This window comes from Actinomycetes bacterium, assembly GCA_022599915.1.
Lineage (GTDB): Bacteria > Actinomycetota > Actinomycetes > S36-B12.
Map to the genome: position 1 here is coordinate 26,601 of JAHZLH010000026.1, position 26,687 is coordinate 53,287.

24 protein-coding genes and 1 riboswitch are annotated in these 26,687 nt (G+C 61.6%); of the genes, 6 read left to right on the plus strand and 18 right to left on the minus strand.

Going from position 1 to position 26,687, the window contains the following annotated elements; all coding sequences use genetic code 11:
• Nucleotides 1-51 precede the first annotated feature (51 nt).
• Both K0U62_04460 and K0U62_04465 read left to right on the plus strand, forming a co-directional pair.
• Nucleotides 52-1,536, plus strand: a complete 1,485-nt coding sequence (locus K0U62_04460) for an aldehyde dehydrogenase family protein (protein ID MCH9800774.1) — start codon at nt 52-54, stop codon at nt 1,534-1,536.
• A 191-nt stretch (nt 1,537-1,727) separates the two neighbouring features.
• Nucleotides 1,728-4,643, plus strand: coding sequence for a carbohydrate-binding protein (locus tag K0U62_04465; protein MCH9800775.1), 2,916 nt, complete (start codon nt 1,728-1,730; stop codon nt 4,641-4,643).
• Here the strand turns inward: K0U62_04465 and K0U62_04470 are convergent.
• Complete coding sequence (locus tag K0U62_04470; GenBank protein MCH9800776.1) at nt 4,621-5,439, minus strand: universal stress protein; 819 nt, start codon at nt 5,437-5,439, stop codon at nt 4,621-4,623. The two genes, K0U62_04465 and K0U62_04470, sit on opposite strands and share 23 nt — an antisense overlap.
• Before the next feature lie 154 nt (nt 5,440-5,593).
• On the opposite strand from K0U62_04470, the gene K0U62_04475 reads away from it, so the two are divergent.
• Nucleotides 5,594-5,812 (plus strand): hypothetical protein, encoded by a 219-nt coding sequence (locus tag K0U62_04475; protein ID MCH9800777.1) that lies wholly within the window; start codon nt 5,594-5,596, stop codon nt 5,810-5,812.
• 21 nt (nt 5,813-5,833) lie between these two features.
• On the opposite strand, the gene nucS is transcribed toward K0U62_04475, so the two are convergent.
• Together nucS and K0U62_04485 are read right to left on the minus strand one after the other, a co-directional pair.
• Complete coding sequence (nucS, locus tag K0U62_04480) at nt 5,834-6,505, minus strand: endonuclease NucS (GenBank protein ID MCH9800778.1); 672 nt, start codon at nt 6,503-6,505, stop codon at nt 5,834-5,836.
• Nucleotides 6,506-6,586: 81 nt separating this feature from the next.
• Nucleotides 6,587-8,608 carry a protein meaA gene (locus K0U62_04485; protein ID MCH9800779.1) on the minus strand — a complete coding sequence of 674 codons (2,022 nt, stop codon included), beginning with the start codon at nt 8,606-8,608 and terminating at the stop codon, nt 6,587-6,589.
• Between the two features lie 170 nt (nt 8,609-8,778).
• Here K0U62_04485 and K0U62_04490 point away from each other — a divergent pair, with 170 nt between their 5' ends.
• Entirely contained in the window at nt 8,779-9,789 is a 1,011-nt protein-coding gene (locus K0U62_04490) for a zinc-binding alcohol dehydrogenase family protein (GenBank protein MCH9800780.1), read from the plus strand.
• Between the two features lie 44 nt (nt 9,790-9,833).
• Here the strand turns inward: K0U62_04490 and K0U62_04495 are convergent, their stop codons facing one another.
• From K0U62_04495 to murA, 5 genes are all read right to left on the minus strand, one after another.
• Nucleotides 9,834-10,685: a 3-hydroxyacyl-CoA dehydrogenase family protein gene (locus tag K0U62_04495; GenBank protein MCH9800781.1), complete on the minus strand. Its 852-nt coding sequence runs from the start codon at nt 10,683-10,685 to the stop codon at nt 9,834-9,836.
• 261 nt (nt 10,686-10,946) lie between these two features.
• Nucleotides 10,947-11,678 (minus strand): ABC transporter ATP-binding protein, encoded by a 732-nt coding sequence (locus K0U62_04500; GenBank protein MCH9800782.1) that lies wholly within the window; start codon nt 11,676-11,678, stop codon nt 10,947-10,949.
• Nucleotides 11,671-13,251: an iron ABC transporter permease gene (locus K0U62_04505; protein ID MCH9800783.1), complete on the minus strand. Its 1,581-nt coding sequence runs from the start codon at nt 13,249-13,251 to the stop codon at nt 11,671-11,673. Before K0U62_04505 ends, K0U62_04500 begins: the two co-directional genes overlap by 8 nt.
• A 32-nt stretch (nt 13,252-13,283) precedes the next feature.
• Nucleotides 13,284-14,384, minus strand: coding sequence for a thiamine ABC transporter substrate-binding protein (locus K0U62_04510; GenBank protein ID MCH9800784.1), 1,101 nt, complete (start codon nt 14,382-14,384; stop codon nt 13,284-13,286).
• Nucleotides 14,375-14,491, minus strand: a riboswitch (TPP riboswitch). It overlaps the preceding gene by 10 nt.
• Nucleotides 14,492-14,530: 39 nt before the next feature.
• Nucleotides 14,531-15,826: a UDP-N-acetylglucosamine 1-carboxyvinyltransferase gene (gene murA / locus K0U62_04515; protein ID MCH9800785.1), complete on the minus strand. Its 1,296-nt coding sequence runs from the start codon at nt 15,824-15,826 to the stop codon at nt 14,531-14,533.
• Nucleotides 15,827-15,972: 146 nt separating this feature from the next.
• Between murA and K0U62_04520 the strand changes: the two genes are divergently transcribed.
• Nucleotides 15,973-16,530 (plus strand): cob(I)yrinic acid a,c-diamide adenosyltransferase, encoded by a 558-nt coding sequence (locus K0U62_04520; protein ID MCH9800786.1) that lies wholly within the window; start codon nt 15,973-15,975, stop codon nt 16,528-16,530.
• 73 nt (nt 16,531-16,603) lie between these two features.
• Here K0U62_04520 and K0U62_04525 read toward each other — a convergent pair whose 3' ends face one another.
• The 9 genes from K0U62_04525 to K0U62_04565 form a co-directional block, all read right to left on the minus strand.
• Nucleotides 16,604-17,002 carry a F0F1 ATP synthase subunit epsilon gene (locus K0U62_04525; protein ID MCH9800787.1) on the minus strand — a complete coding sequence of 133 codons (399 nt, stop codon included), beginning with the start codon at nt 17,000-17,002 and terminating at the stop codon, nt 16,604-16,606.
• Between the two features lie 4 nt (nt 17,003-17,006).
• Nucleotides 17,007-18,476, minus strand: a complete 1,470-nt coding sequence (atpD, locus tag K0U62_04530) for a F0F1 ATP synthase subunit beta (GenBank protein ID MCH9800788.1) — start codon at nt 18,474-18,476, stop codon at nt 17,007-17,009.
• Between the two features lie 10 nt (nt 18,477-18,486).
• Nucleotides 18,487-19,446: a F0F1 ATP synthase subunit gamma gene (locus K0U62_04535; protein MCH9800789.1), complete on the minus strand. Its 960-nt coding sequence runs from the start codon at nt 19,444-19,446 to the stop codon at nt 18,487-18,489.
• Between the two features lie 6 nt (nt 19,447-19,452).
• A complete protein-coding gene (atpA, locus tag K0U62_04540; protein MCH9800790.1) occupies nt 19,453-21,090 on the minus strand; it encodes a F0F1 ATP synthase subunit alpha in 1,638 nt (545 codons plus the stop codon).
• Nucleotides 21,091-21,128: 38 nt separating this feature from the next.
• Nucleotides 21,129-21,938: a F0F1 ATP synthase subunit delta gene (locus tag K0U62_04545; protein MCH9800791.1), complete on the minus strand. Its 810-nt coding sequence runs from the start codon at nt 21,936-21,938 to the stop codon at nt 21,129-21,131.
• Nucleotides 21,938-22,498, minus strand: a complete 561-nt coding sequence (locus K0U62_04550) for a F0F1 ATP synthase subunit B (GenBank protein ID MCH9800792.1) — start codon at nt 22,496-22,498, stop codon at nt 21,938-21,940. Before K0U62_04550 ends, K0U62_04545 begins: the two co-directional genes overlap by 1 nt.
• A gap of 43 nt (nt 22,499-22,541) precedes the next feature.
• A complete protein-coding gene (atpE, locus tag K0U62_04555; protein MCH9800793.1) occupies nt 22,542-22,769 on the minus strand; it encodes an ATP synthase F0 subunit C in 228 nt (75 codons plus the stop codon).
• Nucleotides 22,770-22,846: 77 nt separating this feature from the next.
• On the minus strand, nt 22,847-23,662 hold the full coding sequence (gene atpB, locus K0U62_04560; protein MCH9800794.1) for a F0F1 ATP synthase subunit A: 816 nt from the start codon (nt 23,660-23,662) through the stop codon (nt 22,847-22,849).
• Nucleotides 23,662-23,991, minus strand: coding sequence for a hypothetical protein (locus K0U62_04565; protein ID MCH9800795.1), 330 nt, complete (start codon nt 23,989-23,991; stop codon nt 23,662-23,664). Before K0U62_04565 ends, atpB begins: the two co-directional genes overlap by 1 nt.
• A gap of 299 nt (nt 23,992-24,290) precedes the next feature.
• Here K0U62_04565 and ald point away from each other — a divergent pair, with 299 nt between their 5' ends.
• The gene (ald, locus tag K0U62_04570) at nt 24,291-25,412 is read left to right on the plus strand and encodes an alanine dehydrogenase (protein ID MCH9800796.1); all 1,122 of its coding nucleotides are present in this window, start codon (nt 24,291-24,293) and stop codon (nt 25,410-25,412) included.
• A 3-nt stretch (nt 25,413-25,415) separates the two neighbouring features.
• On the opposite strand, the gene K0U62_04575 is transcribed toward ald, so the two are convergent.
• Nucleotides 25,416-26,657 (minus strand): response regulator, encoded by a 1,242-nt coding sequence (locus K0U62_04575; protein ID MCH9800797.1) that lies wholly within the window; start codon nt 26,655-26,657, stop codon nt 25,416-25,418.
• Nucleotides 26,658-26,687 lie beyond the last annotated feature (30 nt).

Below are 26,687 nucleotides of genomic sequence, written 5' to 3' on the forward strand. Positions count from 1 at the left end.
CATCGGTGATTATTCGCCTACGGTGGGGGAAACACCAAGCACTGGAGCGTCATGCCGACGACTGACCACACTTTTGCTAGCACATCACCCGCCGATAACCGGGTTATCGGGAACTACCGGCTGATGAATAGCGAGGAGGTCGCCGAGGTCGTCGATCGGGCACGTATCGCGGGGAACTGGTGGCGCGAGTTGGGATTTGCCGAGCGGCGCAAGCGAATCCTGCGATTCAAATCGCTACTTGTTCGCCGAGCGGAGGAGATCGCTGAACTCGTTCACGCCGAGAACGGCAAACCTCGCGAAGATGCACTGCTGGAAGTTGTGCTCACCGTCGATCACTTGAACTGGGCAGCCAACAACGCTGAGGGCACCTTGCGCCGCCGATCGGTGCGACCAGGCCTGCTGACCTTGAATCAGGCCGCCACCGTGGCGTACCAACCGCTGGGCGTCGTGGGAGTCATCGGCCCGTGGAACTACCCGGTGTTCACGCCCATGGGCTCCATCATCTACGCCCTCGCCGCTGGCAACGCCGTGGTCTTCAAACCTTCGGAATACACCACCGCTGTTGGCGAGTGGCTTGTCCAAGCTTTCGGCGAAGTCGTCACCGAACAACCAGTCCTGCAGCTTGCCACTGGGCGCGGTGACACCGGTGCAGCGCTCTGCCAAACAGGCACCGACAAGATCTCCTTCACCGGCTCGACGGCTACCGGCAAAAAGGTTATGGCCGAATGCGCCGATTCGTTAACACCGATCGTGTTGGAATGCGGTGGCAAAGACGCGGTGTTGGTGGACTACGACGCAAACCTGGCCAAGGCAGCAGATGTAGTCGCCTTCGGCGCCTTTTCTAACGCTGGTCAGACCTGCGCTGGCGTGGAACTGGTCTATGTCCACGAAAAAGTGGCAGACGAGTTCATCCAACTGCTCGCGGAGCGGACCGCATCGGTACGACCGGGCACTGCAGCGGATGCCGACTTCGGCCCCATGACGATGCCAAGACAGATTGATGTGGTGCACCGGCATCTGGACGCGGCCCTCGCTGACGGCGGCAAGGCCGTCGTTGGTGGCACGGGCAGCATCCACGGCTCATTGATTTCTCCGGTATTGCTCACGGAAGTCCCCGAAGACAGCGCGGCGGTGCGGGAGGAAACCTTCGGTCCGGTGGTAGTCGTCAATCGGGTACGCGATCTCGACGAAGCCGTTGACCGGGCTAACGGCTCCGAATATGGACTAGGCGCCTCGATCTTTTCCGGTTCACGCGAGCGCATGGAACAAGCTGCCAGTCGTCTGCAGGTCGGCATGGTCAGCATGAATGCGTGGCTGATGTACGCCGGTGCCCCGGCCTTGCCCTGGGGTGGCGTCAAGCAATCTGGCTTCGGCCGACTGCATGGCGTCGATGGTCTACGTGAGTTTGCCCGCGCTAAATCAACCACCCGCGAGCGGTTCCCTATCCCGTTGAAACTGACCAGCTTCGCTCGCCACCCCCGCACCACCAACGTGCTGTTGCAGATCAGCCAACTGCTGCACGGCCGCCGCAGCTAGTGCCGGTCTCGCTAGTCGAAGCAACAGCAGACAAAACGCTCCAAGTCGGCGCGGCACTCCTCTGACCGAGCCACTTGTGGGCGGAACGTGACGAAAGTTTCAGAAAGTCATCGATTGGCCTTAATTCGTGTAAGTCACCGTCCGATGGAAGGGGTGTTAGTACCCACGGGGTCCCGAAAGGTACATCGGCGATGCAGTCAATACTCGTCCGAGTTGCCCTACCGCTATTCGCGGCGGTCAGCCTGATCTTCTCAGTCACTGCGGCACCGGCGGGAGCTACCGCTCTGGTACCGCCGTCACCGAATCTCTACGACGAAGCGGAGGTGGGGCTGGGTGAATTCACGGCCGTGTGTGACTACACCGGCCTGCGCGACACTATCGACCCCATCGTGGCACCGGGCAGCACCGCATTTGCTCATGCTCATGACTTCTTCGGCAACACCGAAGTCGCCGCCGATTCCACAACTGCCAGTCTGCGGGAAAACTCCGCCACCAACTGCGATCCAGTCGAAGACGCCTCGTCGTACTGGATCCCGAGCCTGTTACAAAACGGGCAACCATTGGACGCTACATCGCTGACGGCCTATTACTTCGTCAAGCAGCCGATGGATCCAGCGCAGTTGCAGGACATGCCGGCGGGTATGAAGTTGATCGCGGGCAACGCCAAAGCGCAGTCACCGCAGCCGCTGGATCGAGTTGCTTGGACGTGTTTGGGGCAGTCGGAAATGCACCGCACTATTCCCGATTGCGGCGGTCGCACCTTGCAGTTGGCAGTGTTCTTCCCGCAGTGTTGGGACGGCGTCAACACTGACTCGGCCGATCACGTCAGTCATGTCGCCTACGCACAACCTGCAGTCGGCTGCCCGGACTCGCACCCTTACCTGATCCCACAACTGGAACTGCAGTTCCGTTGGCAGCCAGAGCCGGGTGCACAGTTGGACGTCGCGAGCGACGTCATGATGGGTCAAAGTAACGGCATCACCGCGCACGCCGACTTCATGAACGGCTGGGAACTGGCCACCCTCAAGGACCGCACTGACAACTGCCTGCGCTGGCCAGTGGTGTGCTTGACCAACGGTGAGGATCGCCGGATCAGTCAAGGCACGATGCCACCCGATCTGGTGCAACCGCCCACGCCGGTACCACCGCCGCTACCCGGTGACGAACCAACACCAACACCAACACCAACGCCGGAACCCAGCGAGGAGCCCGTCCGTTCAGCCTTTGACCGCGTTGAAGCGGAATCCTTCGATGATCAGACGGGCGTGCTGACCGAAGGCACGAGCGACGCCGGTGGCGGTGAAAATATCGGGTGGTTGGCCAACGGCGACTGGGCTCGCTACGACCGAGTTGACTTTGGTGACGGCGCCGACGAGCTGCGGGCTCGGCTAGCTAGTGCGGCAGCTAGTGACGGTCGACTAGAGGTGCGATTGGACGCCGTCGACGGCCCCGTGGTGGCCTCGGTCCCGATGGTCAATACCGGCGGGTGGCAGTCCTGGGAATCGGTTGATGCGCCGCTGACCGAGACCGTCACCGGCGTTCACGACGTCTACCTGCTGGTAGTCAATGAGCCTGCCTGGCAGGAGATCGGCAACGTCAACTGGCTGAAGTTCGGCGCCGTTGCACCGGAACCGGAACCAACCCCAACCCCAACCCCAACTCAGGAGCCAACCCCGGAGCCTTCACCCACTCAAGAACCCACACCCACGCCAACGCCGGAACCGACCCAGGAACCGACGCGCTCGGCGTTTGAGCGGATCGAAGCGGAGTCCTTTGCCGACCAAGCCGGTATCCAGACCGAGGGCACCAGCGACGACGGTGGCGGTGACAACGTCGGTTGGTTGGCCAATGGCGACTGGACGCGGTACGACCGCATCGACTTCGGTGAAGGTGCCGCCGAGGTAGACCTACGCGTAGCGAGTGCCGTCACCACTAACGGTCGACTGGAGGTACGTCTCGACACCTTGGACAGCCCCTCGGTAGCGAGCGTGGCGATGCCCAACACCGGTGGCTGGCAGTCCTGGCGCACGGTGACCGCGCAACTCTCCGAATCGGTGTCTGGCAGCCACGACGTCTACCTGGTCGTCGTAAACGATCCGGCGTGGCAGGACGTCGGCAACGTCAACTGGATCACCTTCACCGCCACTCAACCACCGGAGTACGGCCTGTTTTACGGCGAGGGCCGAGTGGATAATCGCGACTTCTGGGACTCCCAGCGCGGCATCGGGTTCTCAGTGGCATCCCAAGGCGCCCACCCTGGCCAGCAACGGCTGGAAGATGCACTACAACGGGTATCGGATCTTGGGTACACCACCATCCGCACCTGGGGAGCTGGCGGATACACCGAGCGGATTCTGCAGGCAATCGAGGATCTGAATCTTAACTTGAAAGTGCAGGTGGGGGTGTGGATCAGCACCGACAGCGGTTCGCGTGACCTGCTTGATCGAGCGCTAACCACGGTCGAGGGCCACGAAGAACACGTACTGTCGTTGTCCTTGGGTAATGAGCAACTGGCTGACTGGAACACCTCGGATATGACGCCAGCTCAGCTAGCAGATCAGATCGAGTACATCCGGCAACGCTCGACGGTTCCGCTGACCTACAACTTCTCCGACGCTACCTTCCGCTCCGGCAGTAGTTTCTGGTCCCGGGGCGGGGCAGACGTGCTTCCCCTTCTCGACTACGTGAATGTGCATGACTACGGCGCAACCTTCGCCTACGACAACCGCTGGAACCCGAGTTACACCCCGGCGGTACAACTGCAGATCATCCGATCGGACTCGGATTGGGTTGCGGGTCTATTCGACTCACTGGGGCTGGCAGCAATGCCAGTCGTGCTGGGTGAGACCGGCTGGCAAAGTGCCGGCTATTCTCCGCAAGTCACCAGCGCCGCTAACGCCGCTGCCTACGCCGAGGGGGTAGCGCGTTACTTGTACGCCGAGGACAGCCGATTTGACTCGATGTACTACTTCAACTTGTCCGATGAGTCCTGGAAGGGTGGCGACGATCACTGGGGGCTGTATCGGGAAGGAATCGACGAGTCACTCGGTGAGGCGAAGTTCGACTTGGCTGAACTGCGTGCGATCAACCGTGGCTCGATGAACTAGGCGGCCGGCAAACCACTAGGGCGGAGCAGGGAGCGTGGCGAGCCAGCGAACTGGCAATAGCACCGACTTGTAGACCCCGTAATTCGGATAGCCCGCGGGAGCCGTGCACCACGAGGTCGGCTTCTCGGGCCCGCACTTCAGCGAAGATCAAATCGCGCACGTGGTAGAAGACTTGATCTGAATCGGGTTCCAGTATCACCGGATCGACCGATCGGGCCAGCGGCCGCAACTGCGCTACTGCCGGGGCGATAGCGCTCTCCGGATCGAGATCAGGTTCGACCGCGGTCACGACGGCGACATCGCATTGGGCAAGCCAGGGCATCGACGCGAGTAGCGCTATCGCGGCGGTGGCAGACTCCGAGCCGTCAGTGCAGGCCACGACTTGCCGGATTGGGCGCGGGTGGCGGATCACGAAGAGAGGTCGCGGCATGGTGTGCAGCAGATGTTCGGATGTACTGCCTAGCGTGAGAGCTCGGCATCGCCCATGTCCGCGGGGTCCGACCGCCAGTGCGGTCCCACCGACCGAAGGCAGTACTTCCCGCGGATCACCCACACCGACTAGGTGCTGTACCTCCGCAAGCTCCGACCCAGGCAGCGCCGGTCGCGGATGTGGTGGGTGCCATTCGCAAACATCGTCGGCATTGGCCGCACTCACCTCAGCCGGCAGTCGGTCGGTCGCGGTCACCACCTTGACCGACCATCCCGGCCACTGCTGCTCAGATAGCCACAGCCACACCGCATCAGCACCCGGCGAGCCGTCATCAGCCACCACTAGCACCTGGTTGTTGGCCTGCATTGTGCCTCCTACTACGCTGTCATGAACGTCCCATACTTGGACGCCAGCGCACAGCCCTTGCTGCCGGCGTTGCTCCGTTTGGCGTTACCGGCCAGTAGGAGTTGGTCGCTCTCCAGAGCTCGTGGACACAGTGGGGCAAAGGACGGTGATGTACGTGCCCATTTCTCCACTACTGAACGCCCATTGCTGTGATCACTTTGACCTCGGAGTGGATCATCTGGCCTCACCGGATGAGATAAGTGACATGAGTGATCCGTGGACCTCGGCGATTCCACCCCAGCAACGCAGCGCGGAGTCGGCACCTATGCAAGTTCCCCCGGGGGAACTGGGGGTTTGGGCCCGCGACTTGGATCTGCCGGGTACCGGTGGCTAGCGGCTGGGCTGCTCAGACCCGCTAGAACAGTTTCATCCCGCCGGAATCGAGGCCGCGCATCTCGTCGTAGTCCAAAACGACGCACTCGATATCTCGATCCTCGGCTAGCGTGCGCGCTTGCGGCTTAATCTCTTGGGCGGCAAACACACCTCGCACCGGCGATAACAGCGGGTCGCGATTGAGCAGATCTAGATAGCGGGTCAGTTGCTCCACCCCATCAATTTCACCTCGCCGTTTGATTTCGACGGCCACGCTGGCCCCGGTGTGGTCTTGGCAGAGCAGATCAACCGGACCAATGGCCGTGGGGTATTCCCGCCGAACCAACGACCAATCGGAGCCCAACGGGTCTAGCCGGTCAGCGAGCAACTGCTGCAGGTGAGCTTCCACGCCATCCTTTTGCAGCCCCGGATCCTCACCGAGTTCATGGCTACTGTCGTGCAGTACCTCAACCACTTCAATGACTAGCTGCTCGTCACCCTTGCGATTGACCACCCGCCATTGCCCGACGCCGCCTTCCGGTTCGGCCACCGTGCAGGGCGGGTTCATCCAGTTCAGCGGCTTATAGGAACCGGATTCGCTGTGGATCAGCACGGAGCCGTCGCCTTTCAGCAACAACAGCCGGGTGGCTTGCGGTAGATGAGCAGACAGCTTTCCGGCATAGTCCACCGAGCAACGAGCGATCAGCATACGCACTCGGTCAGGGTAACTCTGACCGAACTGGCCATCGCCACGGGTGCTGCGACACGAGGGCTGGCAGCCCTGCCAGGCGATCAGCTAGGCCGCTGCCGGGTCCATTCCGTGGGCGGCTCGGATTGTATCGACAATGCGACCCATGATCTCGGTGGCGTCATAGTCCTTGGGGGTGAACACCGCCGCAACACCGTCGGCCAGCAGCCCAGCACCGTCGCTGTCCGGAATGATGCCGCCGACGACCACCGGCACATCATCTAGCCCAGCTGCTTTCAGGCCCGCCACCACGTCGGGCACGAGTTCCATGTGCGAACCGGACAGGATCGACAAACCCACGACATGAACATCCTCAGCAACTGCCGCTGCCACGATCTGCTCCGGAGTCAGCCGAATGCCCTGATAGACCACCTCGAAACCAGCGTCTCGGGCACGTACTGCGATCTGCTCGGCTCCGTTGGAGTGACCATCTAGCCCGGGCTTGCCGACCAACATACGCAGTCGGCCGCCCAACGCGTCACCGGTGGCCTGCACCGACTCACGGACCGCTGCCAACTCATCAGTGGCCTCTTGCACGCCCACGACGCCGCTGACTCCGGTGGGAGCGCGGTACTCACCGAACGCCTCGCGCAGGGCAGCACCCCACTCACCAGTGGTGACGCCGGCTCGCGCGCAGGCGAGACTGGCAGCCATCAGGTTCTCGTCGGTGGCCGCAACTCGCCGCAACTCGGCCAGCGACTCCTGAGCCGCGTCTTCGTCTCGATCTGCCCGCCACTGCCGTACTGCTTCCTGAGCAGCTTCTTCCACCGCCGGGTCCACGGTTTGGATGGCCGCGTCCAGATCCGCCAGCAGCGGATTCTCCTCGGTGGTGTCGAACTTATTCACGCCAACGACGACATCGTCGCCAGCCTCAACTCGAGCGCGCCTAGCCGCGTGCGATCCGACGAGTTGCTGCTTCATGTAGCCGGATTCCACCGCGGCGACCGCGCCGCCCATCTCCTGCACCTGGTCAATTTCGGCGCGGGCGGCGGCAACCAACTCGGCCACCTTGCCCTCCACCACGGTGCTGCCCGCGAAGAGGTCGTCGTATTCCAACAAGTCGGACTCGTAGGCCAACACTTGCTGGATCCGCAGGCTCCACTGCTGATCCCACGGGCGAGGTAAGCCCAGCGCTTCGTTCCACGCGGGCAACTGGATCGCACGAGCGCGGGCGTCTTTGCTCAAGGTCACCGCGAGCATTTCCAGCACGATCCGCTGAATGTTGTTCTCCGGTTGGGCTTCAGTCAAGCCCAACGAGTTCACCTGAACGCCGTAGCGGAAGCGGCGCTGCTTGGGGTCGGTGACGCCGTAGCGCTCTTGGGTGATCTCGTCCCACAGTTGGACGAAGGCGCGCATCTTGCACATTTCCTCCACGAAACGCACCCCGGCGTTGACGAAGAAGGAAATTCGAGCGACGACTTTGCCGAACTCCTCCTCCGGGACCTGGCCGGAGTCGCGGACCGAATCCAGTACCGCCATGGCAGTGCTCATGGAGTAGGCAATCTCTTGCACCGGCGTCGCACCCGCCTCCTGCAGGTGATACGAGCAGATATTGATCGGATTCCACTTGGGAATGTTGTTGACCGTGTAGGAGATCATGTCGGTGATCAACCGCAGGCTGGGTCCTGGTGGGAAGACGTAGGTCCCCCTCGACAGGTACTCCTTGATGATGTCGTTCTGGGTGGTGCCCTGCAGTTGCTCCGGTGATGCTCCCTGCTCATCGGCCACGCTCTGGTAAAGCGCCAGCAGCCACATCGCCGTGGCGTTGATGGTCATGGAGGTGTTCATTTCCCCCAGTGGGATGTCAGTGAACAGCGCCCGCATATCGCCAATGTGGGATACCGGGACGCCGACCTTGCCGACCTCACCGCGGGCGAGCAGACTGTCCGGGTCGTAGCCGGTCTGCGTGGGCAGATCAAAGGCGACCGACAATCCGGTCTGACCCTTCGCCAGGTTGCGCCGATAGAGCTTGTTGGACTCCACCGCTGAGGAGTGGCCCGCGTAGGTCCGCATCATCCACGGGCGATCCTTGGGCCTGCGATCTGCGGCCTGCCCTGCGCTGTCCGACATCATTCCCTCCCGGGTCTGCTGGGTAATGCGGGTTCAGGGAGCCGCCGTTGTGGGGGATCACAGCTGTACCCGCCTTCCCAGAGTACTGGGAACCGCGTCAGTGTCCGCCCGGGTGTGGGCTTGGACGAGTGCTACTGGTCACATCGGCAGCCTTCTGGCACGGTAGGCAAATGCACTCAGCCCGCGCGGTGGAATGCCGCTTTGCTGCCAGCGGCACCGCCGCAGACTCGATATTCGACCACGAGACCACCGTGCCGGACCCCGGCGGACGGGACCTGCTGGTGCAGATCACGGCGGTGTCGGTAAACCCGATCGATACCAAGGTGCGCCGGCGGATGACTCCAGACAGCGAGCCACGCGTGTTGGGCTGGGACGCTGCCGGCACCGTCGTTGCCACCGGCCCGGCAGCAGAGTTCTTCTCCCCCGGGGATCAGGTCTACTACGCCGGAACCCTGGTGCGGCCCGGCAGCAACTGCGAACTGCAGATCGTGGACGAGCGACTAGTGGGCCGGATGCCTAACTCGTTGGATGCAGCCGCAGCGGCAGCGGTACCACTCACTGCCATCACCGCCTGGGAGTTACTCGTTGACCGCATGGGGGTCACGGCGGACAGCACCGTGCTGATCGTGGGAGCGGCTGGCGGCGTCGGTTCGATGGCCGTGCAGTTGGCTAAAGACTGCGGTGCCTACGTGGTCGGTACCGCCTCTCGGATGGAGAGTCAGGAGTGGGTTACCTCACTCGGGGCCGATCTGGTGATCGACCATCATCAGTCGCTAGCAGATCAGCTGGCGGATGATGATGCTCCCGAAGTGAGCCACGTTGCGCTGCTGACCCACTCTGAGCAGTACTTCACGACTGCTGCGGAGTTATTGGCGCCGCAGGGAGCGCTGGGAATGATCGACGATCCTGCCGAGCCGGTGGATGTGACGCTACTCAAACCCAAGAGCCTGTCGCTGCATTGGGAGTCCATGTTTACCCGGTCGGTCTACCTCACCCCGGATATGGTTCGGCAGCACGAAATCCTGAATCGAGTCGCCGACCTGATCGATGCCGGCCAACTCCGCAGCACGCTGACACAACAGTTGGGCCCGATCAGCGCCGCGAGCCTGATTGCTGGCCACGAGCAGCTGGAATCCCACGGCACCATCGGAAAACTGGTGGTGTCGGGCTGGCCGCAGTAACGTGCCAGCAGGTCAGGCTCTTGACCACTTAGTTAGACAACCGATCAGTTGTAATCGTAGAAACCGCGACCGGACTTTCGACCCAAGTCACCAGCGACCACCATGCGACGCAGCAACTCCGGCGGAGCAAACTTTTCATCCTGGCTGTCGTGGTAGATGTTCAAGGCCGCATTGGTCAGAATGTCCACGCCGGTCAGGTCAGCGGTTTGCAGCGGTCCCATGGCGTGACCGAAGCCTAACTTGCAGGCGGTATCGACATCTTCAGCCGACGCGACTCCGGACTCGACTAGGTTCACCGCCTCCATCGCCAGCGCAGCAATCAGCCGAGTGGTAACGAAACCGGCCACATCCCGGTTCACCACGACACAGGTTTTGCCGATCCCCTCAGCGAAGTCTCGGGCGCGCTGCAGCGTTTCGTTGCTGGTCTTGTAGCCCCGCACCAGTTCGCACAGTTTCATCATCGGCACCGGTGAAAAGAAGTGCGTACCTACTACGTCTTCTGGGCGGGAAGTCGCCGCGGCGATTCGAGTGATCGGAATCGCGGAGGTGTTCGTGGCCAAAACCGCACCCAGTGGCGCCACTGTGTCCAGTTCAGCGAACAGTTCCTCTTTGATCTCCAGTTTTTCAAACACTGCCTCAACGATGATCTCGGCATCGGCGGCCGCATCCGCCAGCGAGGTGGTGCCGGAAATCCGGGCGCGAGTAGCGCTGGCATCTTCGGCGCTGATGCGCTCCTTGGCCACAAACCGGGCCAGCGACTCATCGATGCCAGTGAGGCCGCGCGCTACCGCGTGATCGTCAATGTCACGCAACCGGACCTGATGTCCTGCTTGCGCGGCTACCTGGGCAATGCCTGAGCCCATAAGTCCTGCACCGACGACTGCCACTACGGCCATTGCTGCCTCCTTGCGACTGCTCCGGAAGATCCGGTCTGCAATGAGGGTAAGCCGAACGTGCTCTAGCCAAACCGGGCAGGGGGTTGACGGGCTGACCTCATGGGCGCGTCACTTCTTCGGCGGCGGGTTGGCAACTGCGCCCTGGCGGTTGCACTCCCGCTGTCCGCATGCGGTGGCGCGGCCACCGCCGGGCCGAAACCGTCAGATCAGTGTCGTGCAGCGGGATCGACCGCTAGTTCCGGTCGGCTCGGTCGGCTACCGCTAGGACAGTTGCTGAAGCGGATCATCAGCCAAGAAATCAGCGACCCAGTCATCGGCAGGCTCCGCTAGCAGCTGCCGACCCGGCGCCACCTGAACCAGCCGCCCCGAGCGCATCACCGCCACCCGGTGACCTAGTTGCAGCGCTTCATCCCGATCGTGAGTGACCAAGAGTGCGGTGGCACCAGTTTCGGCCAGCGATGCGGCCAGCATCTCCCGTAGTTCGCGCCGCAGCGCCCGGTCCAGTGAACTCATCGGCTCGTCCAACAGCACCACCTCCGGTCGTGGTGCCAACGTGCGCGCCAGCGCCACCCGCTGCTGCTGCCCACCGGACAGTTCCGCAATCGGCGACGATGCCCGATCCGCCAACCCCACCAGCGCGAGCATCTCGGCCACTCGTTGCTCTTGCTGCTGCCGAGGCCATCGGGCCATCCGCAGTCCGAAAGCGACATTGCCAGCAACATCAAGATGAGAGAACAGCGCGTGGTCGGCGAACATCAACCCGACCCCGCGTTTGTGGACCGGCACACCAGCCAGATCTCGGCCGGCCAAGGTAATGGCGCCACCCGAGAGCGGTTCTAGCCCCGCCACGGCTCGCAGCAGTGACGACTTGCCGCAACCGCTCGGACCTAGCACGGCGACGACTTCGCCGGCCGCGACCTGCAACGACACCCCATCGATAGCGACAAAGTCGCCGTACTGCAGCCGAACATCCTGCAGCAACAGTTCAGACATGTCGCTCGCCCGCCATTCGCCACCGGTCGGTCAGCAGCACCACAGCTGCTGTCATCGCAATCAGAATGGCAGCAAGCGCCATCGCCTGCCCCTGATTGGCTTCACCAGGCGTGCCGAGCAGCCGATAGATCGCGATCGGCAACGTCGGTCGGTCGCCGCGCGCTACGAACAAGGTGGCACCGAACTCACCTAGGGAAATGGCCAGTGAGAAGCCCACCGCTACCAGCGCTGCGCGACCGATCAGTGGCAACTGCACAAATCGGAAAACCTGCCGCGGCGCCGCCCCTAACAGTGCGGCGGCTTCCAGCACCCGCGGGTTAATGGCTCGCAGCGCTGGCACTAGCGATCGCACCACGAACGGAATCGCCACCAGCGCTTGGGCGATCGGCACCATTACGAAGGACGCACGCCAGTTGATTGGGTCGGAGTCAAAAGTAATCAGCAACCCGAAGCCGAGCGTGACCGCTGAAACCCCCAGTGGCAGCAGCCAGATGCCCTCCCAAACACTGGCCTGCGTTCGAGCAATCGCCAGCGCCATCAGTCCGCCGATGACTACGGCAATCAGGGTGGCGACCGCCGCGTACAGCAACGAGTTCCCGATCGCGGTGACCGGTGGCACGCTCAGGACGGTACCCGGATCCTCATTGACGAGGGAGGAGAAGTTGCGCCACCCCCAGCCATTCGCCGTCTGCAATGCCCGGGACAGTACGGCCAACGGCGGACCCGCAAAGATCAACAAGGACAGGACCAGAAAGAGCAGGACCGCGCCGCGCTCTCGGGCCGTGCGGGGCGACCGCAACTGCACCGCAGTACCACCGCCAGCCGCAAGCCGACGGGACAGCACGATCTGGGCCGCCAAAATGGCTAGCACCACCACGATCTGCAGCACCGATAGCGCAGCCCCGGCCGGCACATTGAACAGATAGAGCACCTGCCGTTGAATCTCCACTTCGATAGTGGCCTGCCCGGGTCCACCCAGCAGCAACACGATCCCGAACGAGGTGAAAGTAAACAGGAAGACGATTGAACCGGCTGCCAGAATCGCTGGCCGGAGTCGCGGCAACGTGACCGACCACCACAGTCGCCACGGTGATGCTCCCAGCACCGCGGCCGCCTCACTCGGCCGAGGATCCAGCTGACTCCAGTAGGTACCGACAACCCGCAGCACTACCGCCAGATTGAAATAGACATGTGCGGCCAGAATGGCGCCCAGTCCGCGATCGGCTCCTTCGGGGAGTAGCCAGGCCAACGGTCCGTCATCGGCAAGTACCGCGCCAATGGCTGTCGCCACCACCACGGTGGGCATCACGAAGGCGACGACCGATAGCGCTGACACTAGACCCCGTCCGCTAAATCGATACCGCGAGAGCACCCAACAGCCGGGCAAGGCCACGATGACGGTCAGCAGGGTGGACAGTACTGCCTGCCAAGCGGTGAACCACAGCACGCCCGCCACCCGATCGTTTCCCAATGCCGACCAGATGCGGCTGAAGGAGTCTTCTTGGACCAGCGCAACACCGATGAGATGTACCACCGGATAGCCGAAGAAGAGCAGCAGAAATCCCACTGGCACCAGAAGTGCCAGCCAGCGAGCCAGGCGATGCCCTACGGCTGCACCACCGCGGTCCACTGTTCTACCCAACCTTCACGATTGGCATCCACCTCCGCTGCTGGCAGCTGGGCAGGCGCGGTCGGCTTGGGGGCGTATTTGTCGAACTCGGCCGGCACCTCGGCAGTGGGAAGTACCGGGTAGACAAAGTTGTTCAGCGGCAAATCATCCTGGTAGGTCGGCGTCAACATGAAGTCCAGCAAAGCCTGGCCACCGGCTGGATTGGCCGCACCTGCCAACAACCCGGCGTATTCGACCTGCCGATAGCAGGAGTCCAGCAACGCCGTGGTGGGTGCGGTCTTCGGCGGTTTCTCCGCAAAGATGACCTCAGCGGCAGGTGAAGATGCGTAGCTGACGACTAGTGGCAATTTGCCCTCGCCGCTGCCGCCAGAGAATCGCTGGTAATAGGCGCTATCCCAACTGTTTTCGACCACGACCTCGTTATCGGCCAGCTTCTGCCAATAGTCCGTGAAGCCGTCGGCACCGTAGCGATCCACCGTGGTCAGCAAGAACGCCAGCCCCGGCGTTGAGGTGGCGGGGTTCTCCACGACCAGCAAGCCTCGGTAGGCCGGGTCGGTCAGATCATCCAACGATTGCGGTGGGTCCAGATCTCGCTGTGCTAACCCGGCCTTGTCGATGTTGATGCACACATCACCGGTATCGATCGGCGTCACCACGCCATCGGTGCCATCCACAAACTCCTGCGGAACCTCCGAGATCGCCGCTGGCTGATACGGCTGGAACAGATCGTTGCTTAACGCCCGAGACAACAAATTGTTGTCTACGCCAAACAGCACATCGCCTTCCGGATTGTCCTTGGTCAGAATTGCTCGATTGACTATCTGACCGCCATCACCGGCGCGAACAACATCGACGTTTACCCCGGTCTGCTCGGTGAAGGCGGCCAACGTCTCATCCGAGATCAGGTAGGAGTCGTAGGTGACCAGCGTGACCGTACTCCCCGGTGACGGTGAAGCCGTCGGCTGGGAGTCCGTACTGGTGCAACCGGTGATCACGAGGGTGGCAGCGGCGAGCGCCGCCACTACCGACAACCTTGACCGCCGGTTTTGGTGCGAACGAATAAAGCGAGGTGTCATGAACACATTCCCTCCGCTGGCATAATCCAGATCAGGTGCGGCGGGTTGGTTGCGCGGCAGTGGCAACCCTCTCAGTCCGGCTGGCCCGGACACCCCGAGTGCATCTCTAGGTTAGCCCAATAACGGGGAACTGCATTGACCTAGGGTTAGTGCTGCTGCTCGACGTTATCCTCGCGGCTGACTCGCTCGATGGTGGCGCCTAGCGCTCGCAGATCCTGCTCGAAGGAGTCGTAGCCGCGATCAATGTGGTGGATGTGGTTCACCAAGGTCTCACCATTCGCCACCAACCCTGCTAGTACCAGACTGGCACCCGCCCTGATATCCGTGGCTTCTACTTCCGCGCCCGAGAGTCGTTCCCGGCCCCGGATCAGTGCGTGATGGCCTTCGATCCGGACATCTGCACCCAGTCGGACGAGTTCATTGACGAACTTGAAGCGACTCTCGAAGAGGTTCTCGGTGACCATAGCGACCCCGGTGGACATCGCGTTCATTGCGATGAACTGCGGCTGCAAATCAGTGGCGAAGCCGGGATACGGCAATGTCACGACATCGACCGGCTCCGGCCGATCCGAGGCCCGGACTCGGAAACTATTTGCGTCAGCGGTGACCTCAGCGCCGGTCAAGGCCAACTTCGTGAGCGGCAACTCCAAACATCCGGGATCAACCCCGCGAACCGTGACATCGCCGCCGGTGATGACTGCCGCCGTCGCCCAAGTCCCGGCGACGATCCGATCCCCCACCGTCACATGCTGCGTCGGTGTCAGGTCCTCGGTTCCGGTGATTACGAGGGTCGAGGTACCGATGCCCTCAATCTGTGCGCCCATTCCGACCAGCATGCGACAGATATCGACAATTTCTGGCTCTCGGGCAGCATTGTCGATCACGCTGGTGCCCCGCGCCCGCACCGATGCCATGAGCAACGTCTCGGTAGCGCCGACGCTGGGGAAGTCCAGCCAATGCGCGGCACCACGCAGTCCTTCCGGGGCCGAGGCGATGAGGTAGCCATGCTCACTCGTCGTCTTGGCGCCCATCCGTTCCAAGCCAGCCAAATGTATGTCCAGGCCACGGGATCCGATCGCGTCACCGCCAGGAAGCGCAATGTCAGCCATCCCCAACCGAGACATCAGCGGGCCCAACACGGACACGGATGCTCGCATCTGCCGAACCAGGTCGTAGTCGGCGCGGTGCTCCAACAACTCGGGAACATCAATGGTGAGCCGGCGCTCCTGGGGGAACAGTTCCACCTGGCAGCCCAGCCGGGTGATCAGTTCCGCCATGATCTCGACGTCCAGAATCTGCGGAACGTTCCGAATTTCCGAGCGGCCCTCGGTTAGCAGTGTGGCCGCCATCAACTTGAGTACCGAGTTCTTCGCCCCCACGACGGTGACCTCACCATTCAAGACTGATCCGCCTTGAATTCGGAATGCGTCCACGGCTGGCATCCTAGGCGCTCCCTCCCCCTCAATGTGCTATTTATCGCATCTAGCGACCGCAATAGCCGGCTTGTGAGGAACAGTACCTCGCAAAACCCCCAAAACCCGACAGCCGTACATCGTGCGCCGCAGGTTGCAGGGTTTACCCTTACTAGGTGGTCAACCTCACTCGAATTTATACCCGCACCGGCGATGACGGAACAACGTCGCTTGGTGATATGTCTCGCACCGGCAAAAACGACTTGCGGCTCATCGCCTACGCGGACGTAGATGAAGCTAACGCCCAGATAGGCGCAGCTGTTGCGCTCGGCGACCTGAAGCCGGATGTTGCTGAGGTCTTGGTCGGCATTCAAAATGACCTCTTCGACGTCGGCGCTGACCTTTGCACCCCACTGGCCGCCGAGGACAACCGGCTGCGCATCACCCAGGAGTACTTGGATCGACTCGAGGGATACTGCGACACCTATAACGAGGAACTGCAGCCGCTCAGATCATTCGTGCTCCCCGGCGGCACCGCTGGCGCCGGGTTGCTGCACGTGGCTCGGACGGTCACCCGGCGGGCAGAGCGTGCGACCTGGGCCGCCCTGGATGAGTTTGGCGACAGCATGAACTCGCTGACTGCTCGATACCTGAATCGACTCTCAGACCTGCTGTTCATTTTGGCTCGTGTAGCCAACAGCGGCGATGACGTATTGTGGCAACCCGGTGGCTAGTCACCGGCGGTGAGCAATCGACACCGCACGCCAAAGCCATATCGGATCGGGGCACTAGCGGCCCAGGAAAAAGCTAACTGTATTCCTCGATGATGCGGATCCGAGTGGTGGCTCGCTGTAGCGACTCCATCGCTTCGATGTCTTCTTCATCGGCCCTAATGGCCGCCTCTGCACGCTGCTTGGCGTCTTGGGCTCGAGCTAGATCGATTTCGCCGAATGACTCGGCGATATCAGCCAACACGATCACCCGATCCTCATCGAGTGAGAAGAACCCGCCGTGCACCGCGAAGTAGAGCGGGTCACCCTCCACTGGGTCGATTCGGATCGGGGCGTCCACCAGGGTAGCTAGCACGGGTTCGTGACCCGGCAAGATTCCCATCTCCCCCTCGACCGTTTTCAGCACGATCTGGCTGGCAGCACCCTCCCATTCAGGGTGCTCCAGTGAGACAACGCTGACCGCGAGCTCCGCCATGAGGTCAGTCCTTCTTCATTTCGGCGGCCTTGCGTTCCACGTCCTCGATGCCGCCGCACATGAAGAACGCCTGTTCCGGAATGTGGTCGTAGTCGCCGTCTGCCAACGCCTTGAAGGAGGCGACGGTCTCGGTGACTGGGACGAAGGAGCCGGGCTGACCGGTGAAGGCCTCCGCCACGAACATGTTCTGCGACAAGAAACGCTGAATCCGGCGAGCCCGGTTCACCAGAATCTTGTCCTCTTCGGAAAGCTCGTCGATTCCGAGGATCGCGATGATGTCCTGCAGGTCCTTGTACCGCTGCAGAATCTCCTTAACCCGGGCAGCGACTGCGTAGTGCTCGTCGCCGATGTAGGTGGCGTCCAGGATCCGCGAGGTGGAATCCAGCGGATCCACCGCCGGGTAGATACCCAACTCCGAAATCGGTCGCGACAACACCGTAGTCGCATCAAGGTGAGCGAAGGTAGTGGCTGGTGCCGGGTCGGTCAGGTCGTCAGCAGGCACGTAGATCGCTTGCAGCGAGGTAATGGAGTTACCACGGGTTGAGGTGATTCGTTCCTGCAACTGACCCATCTCATCAGCCAGCGTCGGCTGGTAACCCACCGCTGAAGGCATGCGGCCCAGCAACGTGGAGACCTCTGAACCGGCCTGGGTGAAACGGAAGATGTTGTCGATGAACAGCAGCACGTCCTGGTTCTGCACGTCACGGAAGTACTCCGCCATGGTCAGCGCAGCCAGCGCCACTCGCAGACGAGTGCCCGGCGGCTCATCCATCTGACCGAAGACCAGTGCAGTCTTATTGATAACGCCCGACTCGGTCATTTCCAGGAAGAGGTCGTTACCCTCACGGGTTCGCTCACCGACTCCGGCGAACACCGACACACCACCGAAGTTCTCAGCGACTCGGTAGATCATCTCCTGGATCAGCACCGTCTTACCGACACCGGCACCACCGAACAGGCCAATCTTGCCGCCCTTGACGTAGGGGGTAAGCAGGTCGATGACCTTGATGCCAGTCTCGAAGACCTCGGTCTTGGATTCCAACTGGTCAAATGGCGGCGCGGAGCGGTGAATACCCCAGCGATCGCTGATGTCCAGCGTGCTGGACTTGACGTCCAACGATTCGCCCAAGGTGTTCCATACGTGGCCGAGGGTCGCGTCACCCACCGGCACGGTGATCGAGTCGCCGGTGTCACGCACCTCAGTGCCGCGCACTAGCCCATCCGTGGGCTGCATCGAGATCGCGCGAACCATGTTGTCGCCGATGTGCTGTGCAACCTCAAGTGTCAACTCGTGGACCTCAGCACCCTCGATGTCCTCGCTGCCGCCACCGAAATCTACGGTGACTTTCAGCGCATTGTTCAACGCCGGCATGGCCTCGACCGGGAACTCCACGTCCACAACCGGTCCGGTAACACGCGCGACTCGGCCGACGCCGCCTTCCTGTGCGACGACTTCCTCGATGACGGCAGACATATGCCCTCCCTCAGCTTCCTGCGTTGGCGGAGGCCAGCGCGTCGGCTCCGCCGACGATCTCGCTGATCTCCTGGGTGATTTCGGCCTGGCGGGCCTGGTTTGCGAGTCTGGTGTAGGTCTTGATCAAATCTTCCGCGTTGTCAGTCGCAGACTTGCAGGCCCGTCGCCGAGCAGCATGCTCGGACGCGGCCGACATCAGCAGCGCGGTGTAGACCGCGCTTTCGACGTAGCGCGGCAACAACTCATCCAGCACGGCGTTGGCAGATGGTTCGAAGTCGTACAGCGGCAGGTAGGGCTTGTCCTCGCCCGGCTCGTTGTCCGCTCGTCCGATATGCCCGGTGGAAACATCCACCTCTTCTTCGATGACCTCGACTGGCAGCAACCGGCGAACTCGCACTTCTTGCGTGACCATGTTGACGAAATGGGTATAGACGACGTGAAGCTCGTCCGCTCCGCCGTCTTCGGTAGGCATCAGGAACCGCTCCAGCAGATCTTTGGAGATGCGCTTGGCGTCTTTCAGAGTCGGCTGATCCGAGAAGCCCGTCCACTGCGCACCCATTTCGCGCTCTCGGAACTTGTAGAAGCCCACGCCCTTGCGGCCTACGACATAGGGAATCGCCTCGTCAAAGCCGCGCTCGTCGATGAGGTAGCGGGTCAGCGCCTCACCTTCACGAATGGCATTAATGGAATAAGCGCCAGCCAAACCGCGGTCAGCGGTGACCACCAAGAAGATGGCGCGCTTCTCCAACCGAGCCTCGGCAGTCAGCGGGTGCTTCTCCACACCAGTTGCGTGCGAAGCGGCGGCGCTAATGGCCGCAAACAGTTCCCGGGTGTAGGGAGCTGAGGCCTCTAACTTCTTCGTCGCCTTCATGATGCGAGATGACGAAATCATCTCCATCGCTTTGGTGATTTTCTTCGTGGATTGCACCGACCGGATTTTCCGGCGGTAGATCCTCTGTTGGCCGCCCATGCTGAATCAGCCCTTGCGAACCTTCTTTGTGATCGCCATCCGATCGATTTCTTCTTCGGCGATTGCTTCCTCCTCGGCCTCTTGGCCCAGGATGGTTCCTTCACTGGTGCGGAACTGATTCTTGAAGGTGGCAAGGGCGCTCTCCAACGTTGCCACGGTCTCGTCGGACAACTCGCTGGTGTCGTGAATCGTGACCAGCACATCCGCATGATCGCGGCCCAGGAAGTCTAAGAACTCCTTTTCGAACCGGCGGATGTCGGGCAACGGCACATCGTCCATGCCACCAGACGTACCCGCCCACACCGACACGGAAGCGTTCTCCATCGCGTACGGCTGGTACTGCGGCTGCTTGAGTAGCTCAACCAGTCGTTCACCACGGGCCAACTGCGCCTTGGATGCTGCGTCCAAGTCCGAACCGAACGCCGCGAAGGCCTCCAACTCACGGAACTGGGCGAGGTCCAGCCGGAGGCTACCGGCGACCTTCTTCATGGCCTTAGGCTGCGCGGCACCACCGACACGAGAAACCGAAATACCTACGTTGATCGCGGGGCGAACACCGGAGTTGAACAGGTCAGATTCCAAGAACACCTGTCCGTCGGTAATCGAGATGACGTTGGTTGGGATGTAGGCCGACACGTCGTTTGCCTTGGTCTCGATGATCGGCAGACCGGTCATGGAACCGCCACCGAGTTCGTCGCTGAGCTTCGCGCAGCGCTCTAGCAGCCGGGAGTGCAAGTAGAAGACGTCACCGGGGTAGGCCTCGCGACCTGGCGGGCGACGCAGTAGCAGCGATACTGCTCGGTAGGCCTCAGCCTGCTTGGACAGATCGTCGAACACGATCAGCACATGCTTGCCCTCGTACATCCAGTGCTGCCCAATGGCGGAACCGGTGTAGGGCGCTAGGTACTTGAAGCCGGCCGGGTCAGACGCCGGGGCGGCGACGATGGTGGTGTAATCCATGGCGCCGTGCTCTTCGAGCGCACCGCGCACACCGGCGATGGTGGAGCCCTTTTGGCCAATCGCGACGTAGATGCACCGCACCTGCTTCTTGGGATCGCCAGATTCCCAGTTCTTGCGCTGGTTGATGATCGCGTCGATGCACACCGCAGTCTTGCCGGTCTGCCGGTCACCAATGATCAACTGCCGCTGGCCACGACCGATAGCCGTCATCGCGTCCACCGACTTGATACCAGTTAGCAGTGGCTCGGTCACCGGTTGCCGTTCCACAACCGTGGGCGCCTGGACCTCAAGCGGGCGGCGATGTTCGGTCTCAATCTCGCCTAGACCGTCAATCGGCTCACCGAGCGGGTTCACCACACGACCTAAGAAATTGTCGCCCACCGGGACGCTGAGCACCTCACCGGTGCGACGGACTTCCTGACCTTCTTCGATCTCATCACCGTTGCCGAGCAGTACCGCACCGATCTCGCGAACATCCAAGTTCAACGCCAGGCCCATCAGCCCACCCTTGAACTCGAGTAGTTCGTTGGTCATAGCGGAATGCAGGCCTTCGACCCGGGCGATGCCGTCACCGGTTTCGAGAACCCGGCCTACCTCGTCGCGGGGATTACCCGTATCGAACGCGTCCAGGTTCCGCTGGATGGCGTCGCGGATTTCATCCGGCTGGATCGTCAGCTCAGTCATGGTGACTCGCTTTCTTTCTCGGCGCTTAGCGCGCTAGGTCAACCGGCAAGCCGGCGTCGTGCTGTCTCAATACGATTGGCGATGCTGCCGTCAATGACTTCATCACCAATCTTCACGGTGATCCCACCAACCAAAGTGGGATCGATATTCATGTTCAGGTTCACGGCATGGCCGTAGAGCCGCTGCAGCCCGGCAGCGAGCCGTTGCTGCTGCTCGGCGCTCATCGGCTTCGCCACAGTCACCAAGGCGACCAGCTGATCGCGTCGTTCCGCTGCCAGATCGGAGAGAACGTCAATCGACTGCTCCAGTCGGCGACCCCGCAGATGACCTGCCACAAAGCCGAGCAATTCCACGGTTACCGGGTCAGCTTTGCCGTCCAGTAGATCAGTCAAAATGCTTTGCTTCACTGCCGCCGTTAGCGCTGGCGAAGAAAGCACCAACTGCAGTTCGCCATCAGCTACCAAGGCTCGACCAAACCGGAAGAGTTCTTCCTCTACTTGGTCGAGGCGACCGGCGCTCTCCGCGGAGGCCAGCAGTGCTTGCGCTCCGGCGACCTCGAACGCATCGACGAGGTCACTTTCGGACGACCACCGCTGTGCCACCAGGAACCCAGCGAGGTCCTTGGTGAGCGCATCAGTGCGATCTCCCAAAAGCGTGGTGATCACCGAGGTGCGGTCGCTGCTGGAGCGTCCCGAATCACCCAACGCGCTACGCAGTTGCCGCTCCCTGGTGAGGAGATCGGCGACCGCAAGCAGTTCACGACCGGCGTCAGCGAGCGCAGCATTGCCGTACTCGCCGTTGAGCTTGTCGCGAACCAGCGCAATCGAGGTGCGGGAACTACCAATCATCAGCCGCGCTCCTCTGCGGGTGCGGATTCCAGATCGGTGATGAACCGGTCAACAACAGCCGTGGAACGGGCGTCGTCGGCGAGCGACTCACCCACAATGCGGCTGGCCAGTTCAACGGCCATCCCACCCACGTCCTGTCGCAGCGCGGCCAGCGTTTGGGAGCGCTCGGCTTCCAACTGTGCCTCACCGCGAGCAGCGATCGCTGAGCGTTCGACTTCAGCTTGCTGACGCGCCTCCGCCACTATGGCTCTGCCGTCCTCTTCGGCCTTCGCTCTGATGCCGGCGGCCTCGTCGTGAGCACCCGAGATCTGCTCCCGGTAGCGCTCCGCCAACGCCTGCGCCTCGGCCTCAGCCTGGGCAGCGCGTTCGATGCCGCCTTCGATCGCATCGGTGCGATCGGCCAACGTCTGCTTGATCTTGGGCAAGGCGAGCTTCCCCAACAACCCGAAGACGATGAAGAACGAGAGCAGGCCGAGGATGAACTCGTCCATCGGCACTCCCAGCACGAACGGGGTGTCGCCACCCTCTGATGCTGCTACGAGTCGTTCGACTGTGTTCATCGGCGCTCCTTTCTTACGTCGCTAACGTCGTTAGGTTGGTGTACTACGGCCCAAAGACGAACGGTGCTACGAAGCCAATCAGCGCCAGCGCTTCCGCGAGGGCGAAGCCCAGCAGCATGTTCTGACGGATAACGCCGTAGGCCTCGGGCTGACGAGCAATCGCCTGCACGCCCTGACCGAAGATGATGCCGATACCGATACCGGGGCCAATGGCAGCGAGGCCATAGCCGACCGAGCCGATACTTCCTGTTAGCTCTGCGAGCAGAGTCATGGTCGTTGTCCTTCCTATTGGCCGACAGCCTGTCCGCCGGTCCGAGAAGATTGTGGGCTATTTAGTTGTGGTCACCGTTAATGCTCCCCGCTCAAAGCGTCGGAGAGATATACGGCAGTCAAAAGGGTGAAGATATAGGCCTGCAGGCCTTGGATCAACAATTCAAGTCCGGTCATCGCGGTCAGCACGGTAAAGGAGAGCGCTGAGGCGAGAATCCAGACCGATGCAGACAGCATCCACCAGGTGAGGGCACCGAAAGTCACCAACAGCAGGTGGCCGGCGAACATGTTGGCGAAAAGCCGGACGCAGTGGGTGAATGGCCGGACCACGATGTTGGAGATCAACTCAATGGGTGCCAGCAAGACGTAGAGCGGCTTGGGCAAACCGGGCGGGAACATGATGTTCTTGAAGAAGCCCCACGGCCCCTGATTTATGATGCCCAGCGGAACCCAGGTGAAGAACACAATGGCGGCGAACGCTACCGGGATCGCGAACAAGGACGTCACTGGGTACTGCAGCCCAGGTACCACGCCCATGAAGTTCAGGATCCAGATGAAGAAAAACAACGAGAACAACAGTGGTACGAACTTTTCGCCGCCCTTACCAATGTTCTCCCGCACAATGCCGTCACGGATGAAGGTATAGCCCAACTCTCCAACATTCTGCGCGCCCTTAGGAACAATCTTGGGGTTCCGGAAGGCGTACATGAAGAAGCCCACCACCACGATGACGCCCAGGAACAGCAAAACCATCGGCTTGTCGAAGACAAACTCGACACCGAAAAGGGTGAAGGAGAACGTCGGGTCAAAACCAAAGAAAATATCGACGCCTGGCGCCGGGAAATCGCATCCGTCAGCGGCGCTGCAGCCCCACGATGAAGCGGGAGTAGTGATCACGGTGTCTGCCCCTCACTAGCCCGTTGGATACGTGCACGTGACATCTTGGCCGACCAGCTGTTGGCACTGCCACGCAACTCCAACGCCTGATTCGCGCCACCGAGCCGACCAATGATCGCTGATGTAAGCAGCAAACCAAGCGCGACGCCAACAATAACGCCCACCGCTAGTCCCGCTTGCGGGTTACCCAGCCAAGATCCGATGGCAAAACCCAACGCACCGTACAGGACCATGCCCGCAATGATTCGGCTCATGCTGGACCACGCCTGATTCCCGGTAACTCGGGCTGCATCTGCAGTCTGCGAGGTGTGGGTCGTGACGTTCACGGCCCGAAAACTATCAGGTAGCGGGTTGTATCGTCCTGCCCGGGGGTCGCAGGTCGTGATATTCCCCGGCCTTTCAGCCATCCTGCTCCCCGGGTGGGCACATTGCCGGTCGGAATCTAATGAGCACGAAGCCATGAAATCCGGTACGCAGCCTCTCTTCAGTCACGGATTCCTGCGATAATGTTGATGCCAGATTTGGATTCCACTCCAGTAGGGCGTCATGCACTACGGTTCCCCTTCCAGAAGTTTGGTACTGGGAAGCAAAAGTTGGAATTCGAGAAGCCGGCCAGGGAGAAAGCATGTTGATCGGGGTTCCCAAAGAGATCAAGATTCATGAATATCGGATCGGGCTCACTCCTAGCTCGGTCCGAGAACTTGTCCGGCATGGTCACGAGGTCATCGTGCAACACGACGGAGCCCGGACGATCGGCATTAGCGATGAGATGTACCAACGAGCTGGTGCCAGCATCGTGGCAACGGCAGCCGAGATCTTTGAGCGGGCGGACATGATCGTCAAAGTGAAGGAACCGCAGCCAGAAGAAACCGCCATGCTGCGACCCGATCAAATTCTGTTCACCTACCTGCACTTGGCGCCCGATCCGGTGCAGACCCAAGGGCTGATCGATTCCGATTGCGTGGCCATTGCCTACGAGACGGTGACCGATCACTACGGTGGACTCCCGCTCCTGGCGCCGATGTCTGAGGTCGCGGGCCGCATGTCAATCCAAGCGGGAGCACACTGTCTCGAAGTACACCAGGGTGGCCGTGGGCAACTACTCGGAGGTGTGCCGGGGGTTCCGGCAGCCAAGGTGGTCGTTGTTGGCGGCGGCGTCGTGGGGGCGAACGCGGCACGGATGGCTATGGGTCTCGAAGCTTGGGTCACGGTCATCGACAAGAATCTGCATCGATTGGCCGAGTTGGACCAACAGTTCGGTTCGATGCTGCAAACCATCTACTCCACGACGGACGCCATCGAACACCAGGTCATGGACGCTGATCTGGTGATTGGCGCGGTACTGGTCCCCGGCGCCGGCGCACCCAAACTCATCTCCGCCGATATGGTGGCCAAGATGCGCAACGGCTCAGTGATTGTTGACGTCGCTATCGACCAGGGAGGCTGCGCGGAGACCTCGCACCCCACTACCCACGCTGACCCCACCTTCGTAGTCGACGGCGTGGTGCACTATTGCGTCGCTAACATGCCGGGCGCCGTTGCGCGCACCTCCACCTTCGCGCTCAACAACGCCACCCTCCCGTTCGCCTTGGCCCTAGCGGACAAGGGCTACCGGCAAGCGCTGCTGGATGATCCGCATTTGCGGGCCGGCCTGAATGTTCATCAGGGGCAGATCACGTACGAAGCTGTGGCGACCGCACAAGAGCTGTCCTGGGTCACCGCTGAAGAGGTGCTGGCGGCCAACTAGCCGCTAAACCGTGGCAGCGGTCGGGTAGCGATTCAGCAGGGCGGCACGTGCGTGATCAAATGCGACCGCCGCTTCCCCGATCATGTCGGTGACTGCTTGTTCCCGTTCTGCGGCCTTCTCCACGGCTTTCGCCGATCCAGACAGTTCGCCGGCACCGAGAAAAGCGGAACTGCCCTTTAACGAGTGTGCTGCGAGTCGTAGTTCCGCAAAGTCGCCCGCGGCTGCCGCTGTAGTCATCCGCTGCAACAACTTCGGCGTCTCACCCAGGAACGTCCCCACCAGACGTGCCATTCGATCGGCCGGGAGCCGATCTGCCAGTTTCGCCAAGGCAGTGTCGTCGATCGGGTCGTCGCCATTCCCGATCTTGCTGATCGCATCTGCCGCACCGGCAGACTCCCATCGATCTGACTGATCGGGCAGATCGACATCGGGCCTGGAGATTCCAGGCAACCAGTTCCGCAATTGCTCAGCTAGTTGGTCGAGGTCGAAGGGCTTCGGCAAATAGCCATCCATGCCAGCGGCTTGGCAGCGCATGGGGTCTTCATCACTGACGCCAGCCGACATGCCAATAATCGGCAGTTGCGACACACTGCCGGGCAAAGTTCGCAGTAGCCGAGTTGCGGCATAACCATCCATTCCGGGCATCATGCAGTCCATCAGTACTGCATCGAACTCCCGCTGTTGCGCGGCTGCCAGGCCAGCCCGACCGTTGCCGGCAACCTGACATTCGATTCCAAGTTCGGCCAACATGCTGCCAGCAAGCCGCTGACTCACCAGGTCGTCCTCAACCAACAACACCATGCCGACCGGATGTTCCGCTGTCGATGGTGACTCCTCGGGATCGGGCAGCGAGATTCCCGCCAGTAGGCGAACCATCTGGACTACCTGAGCCAAATTGAGGATGCTCGGCACCACCGCATCGACGGCCACTTCACGTTCATCGGCCGATGGCGGCTCTTCAGCGATCAGCAGAATCTTTGTCCCCTCGGTCCCCGAGACAGACTTGATCCGGGTGGGTAGACCGGCCAGCTGCGCTGCTGCCACCAAAACCAATCGGTAAGGCCGTGCCCGGCTAACTGCCGCCCGGACAAGTCGCTCGGCTTCCTCGGGGCCAACAGCGAGTTCGGCGCCCGCACGTTCGACAAAGTACGAGGTGATCTCATTCACCGCGGCGTCGGCCGCGCGAACGATCAGGACTGTGCTTCCGCCACCACGACGGCGAGGGCCCTCGGCAGCAGTATGCATCGGGCCTCCAGTCGCTCGCCCATCAACAGG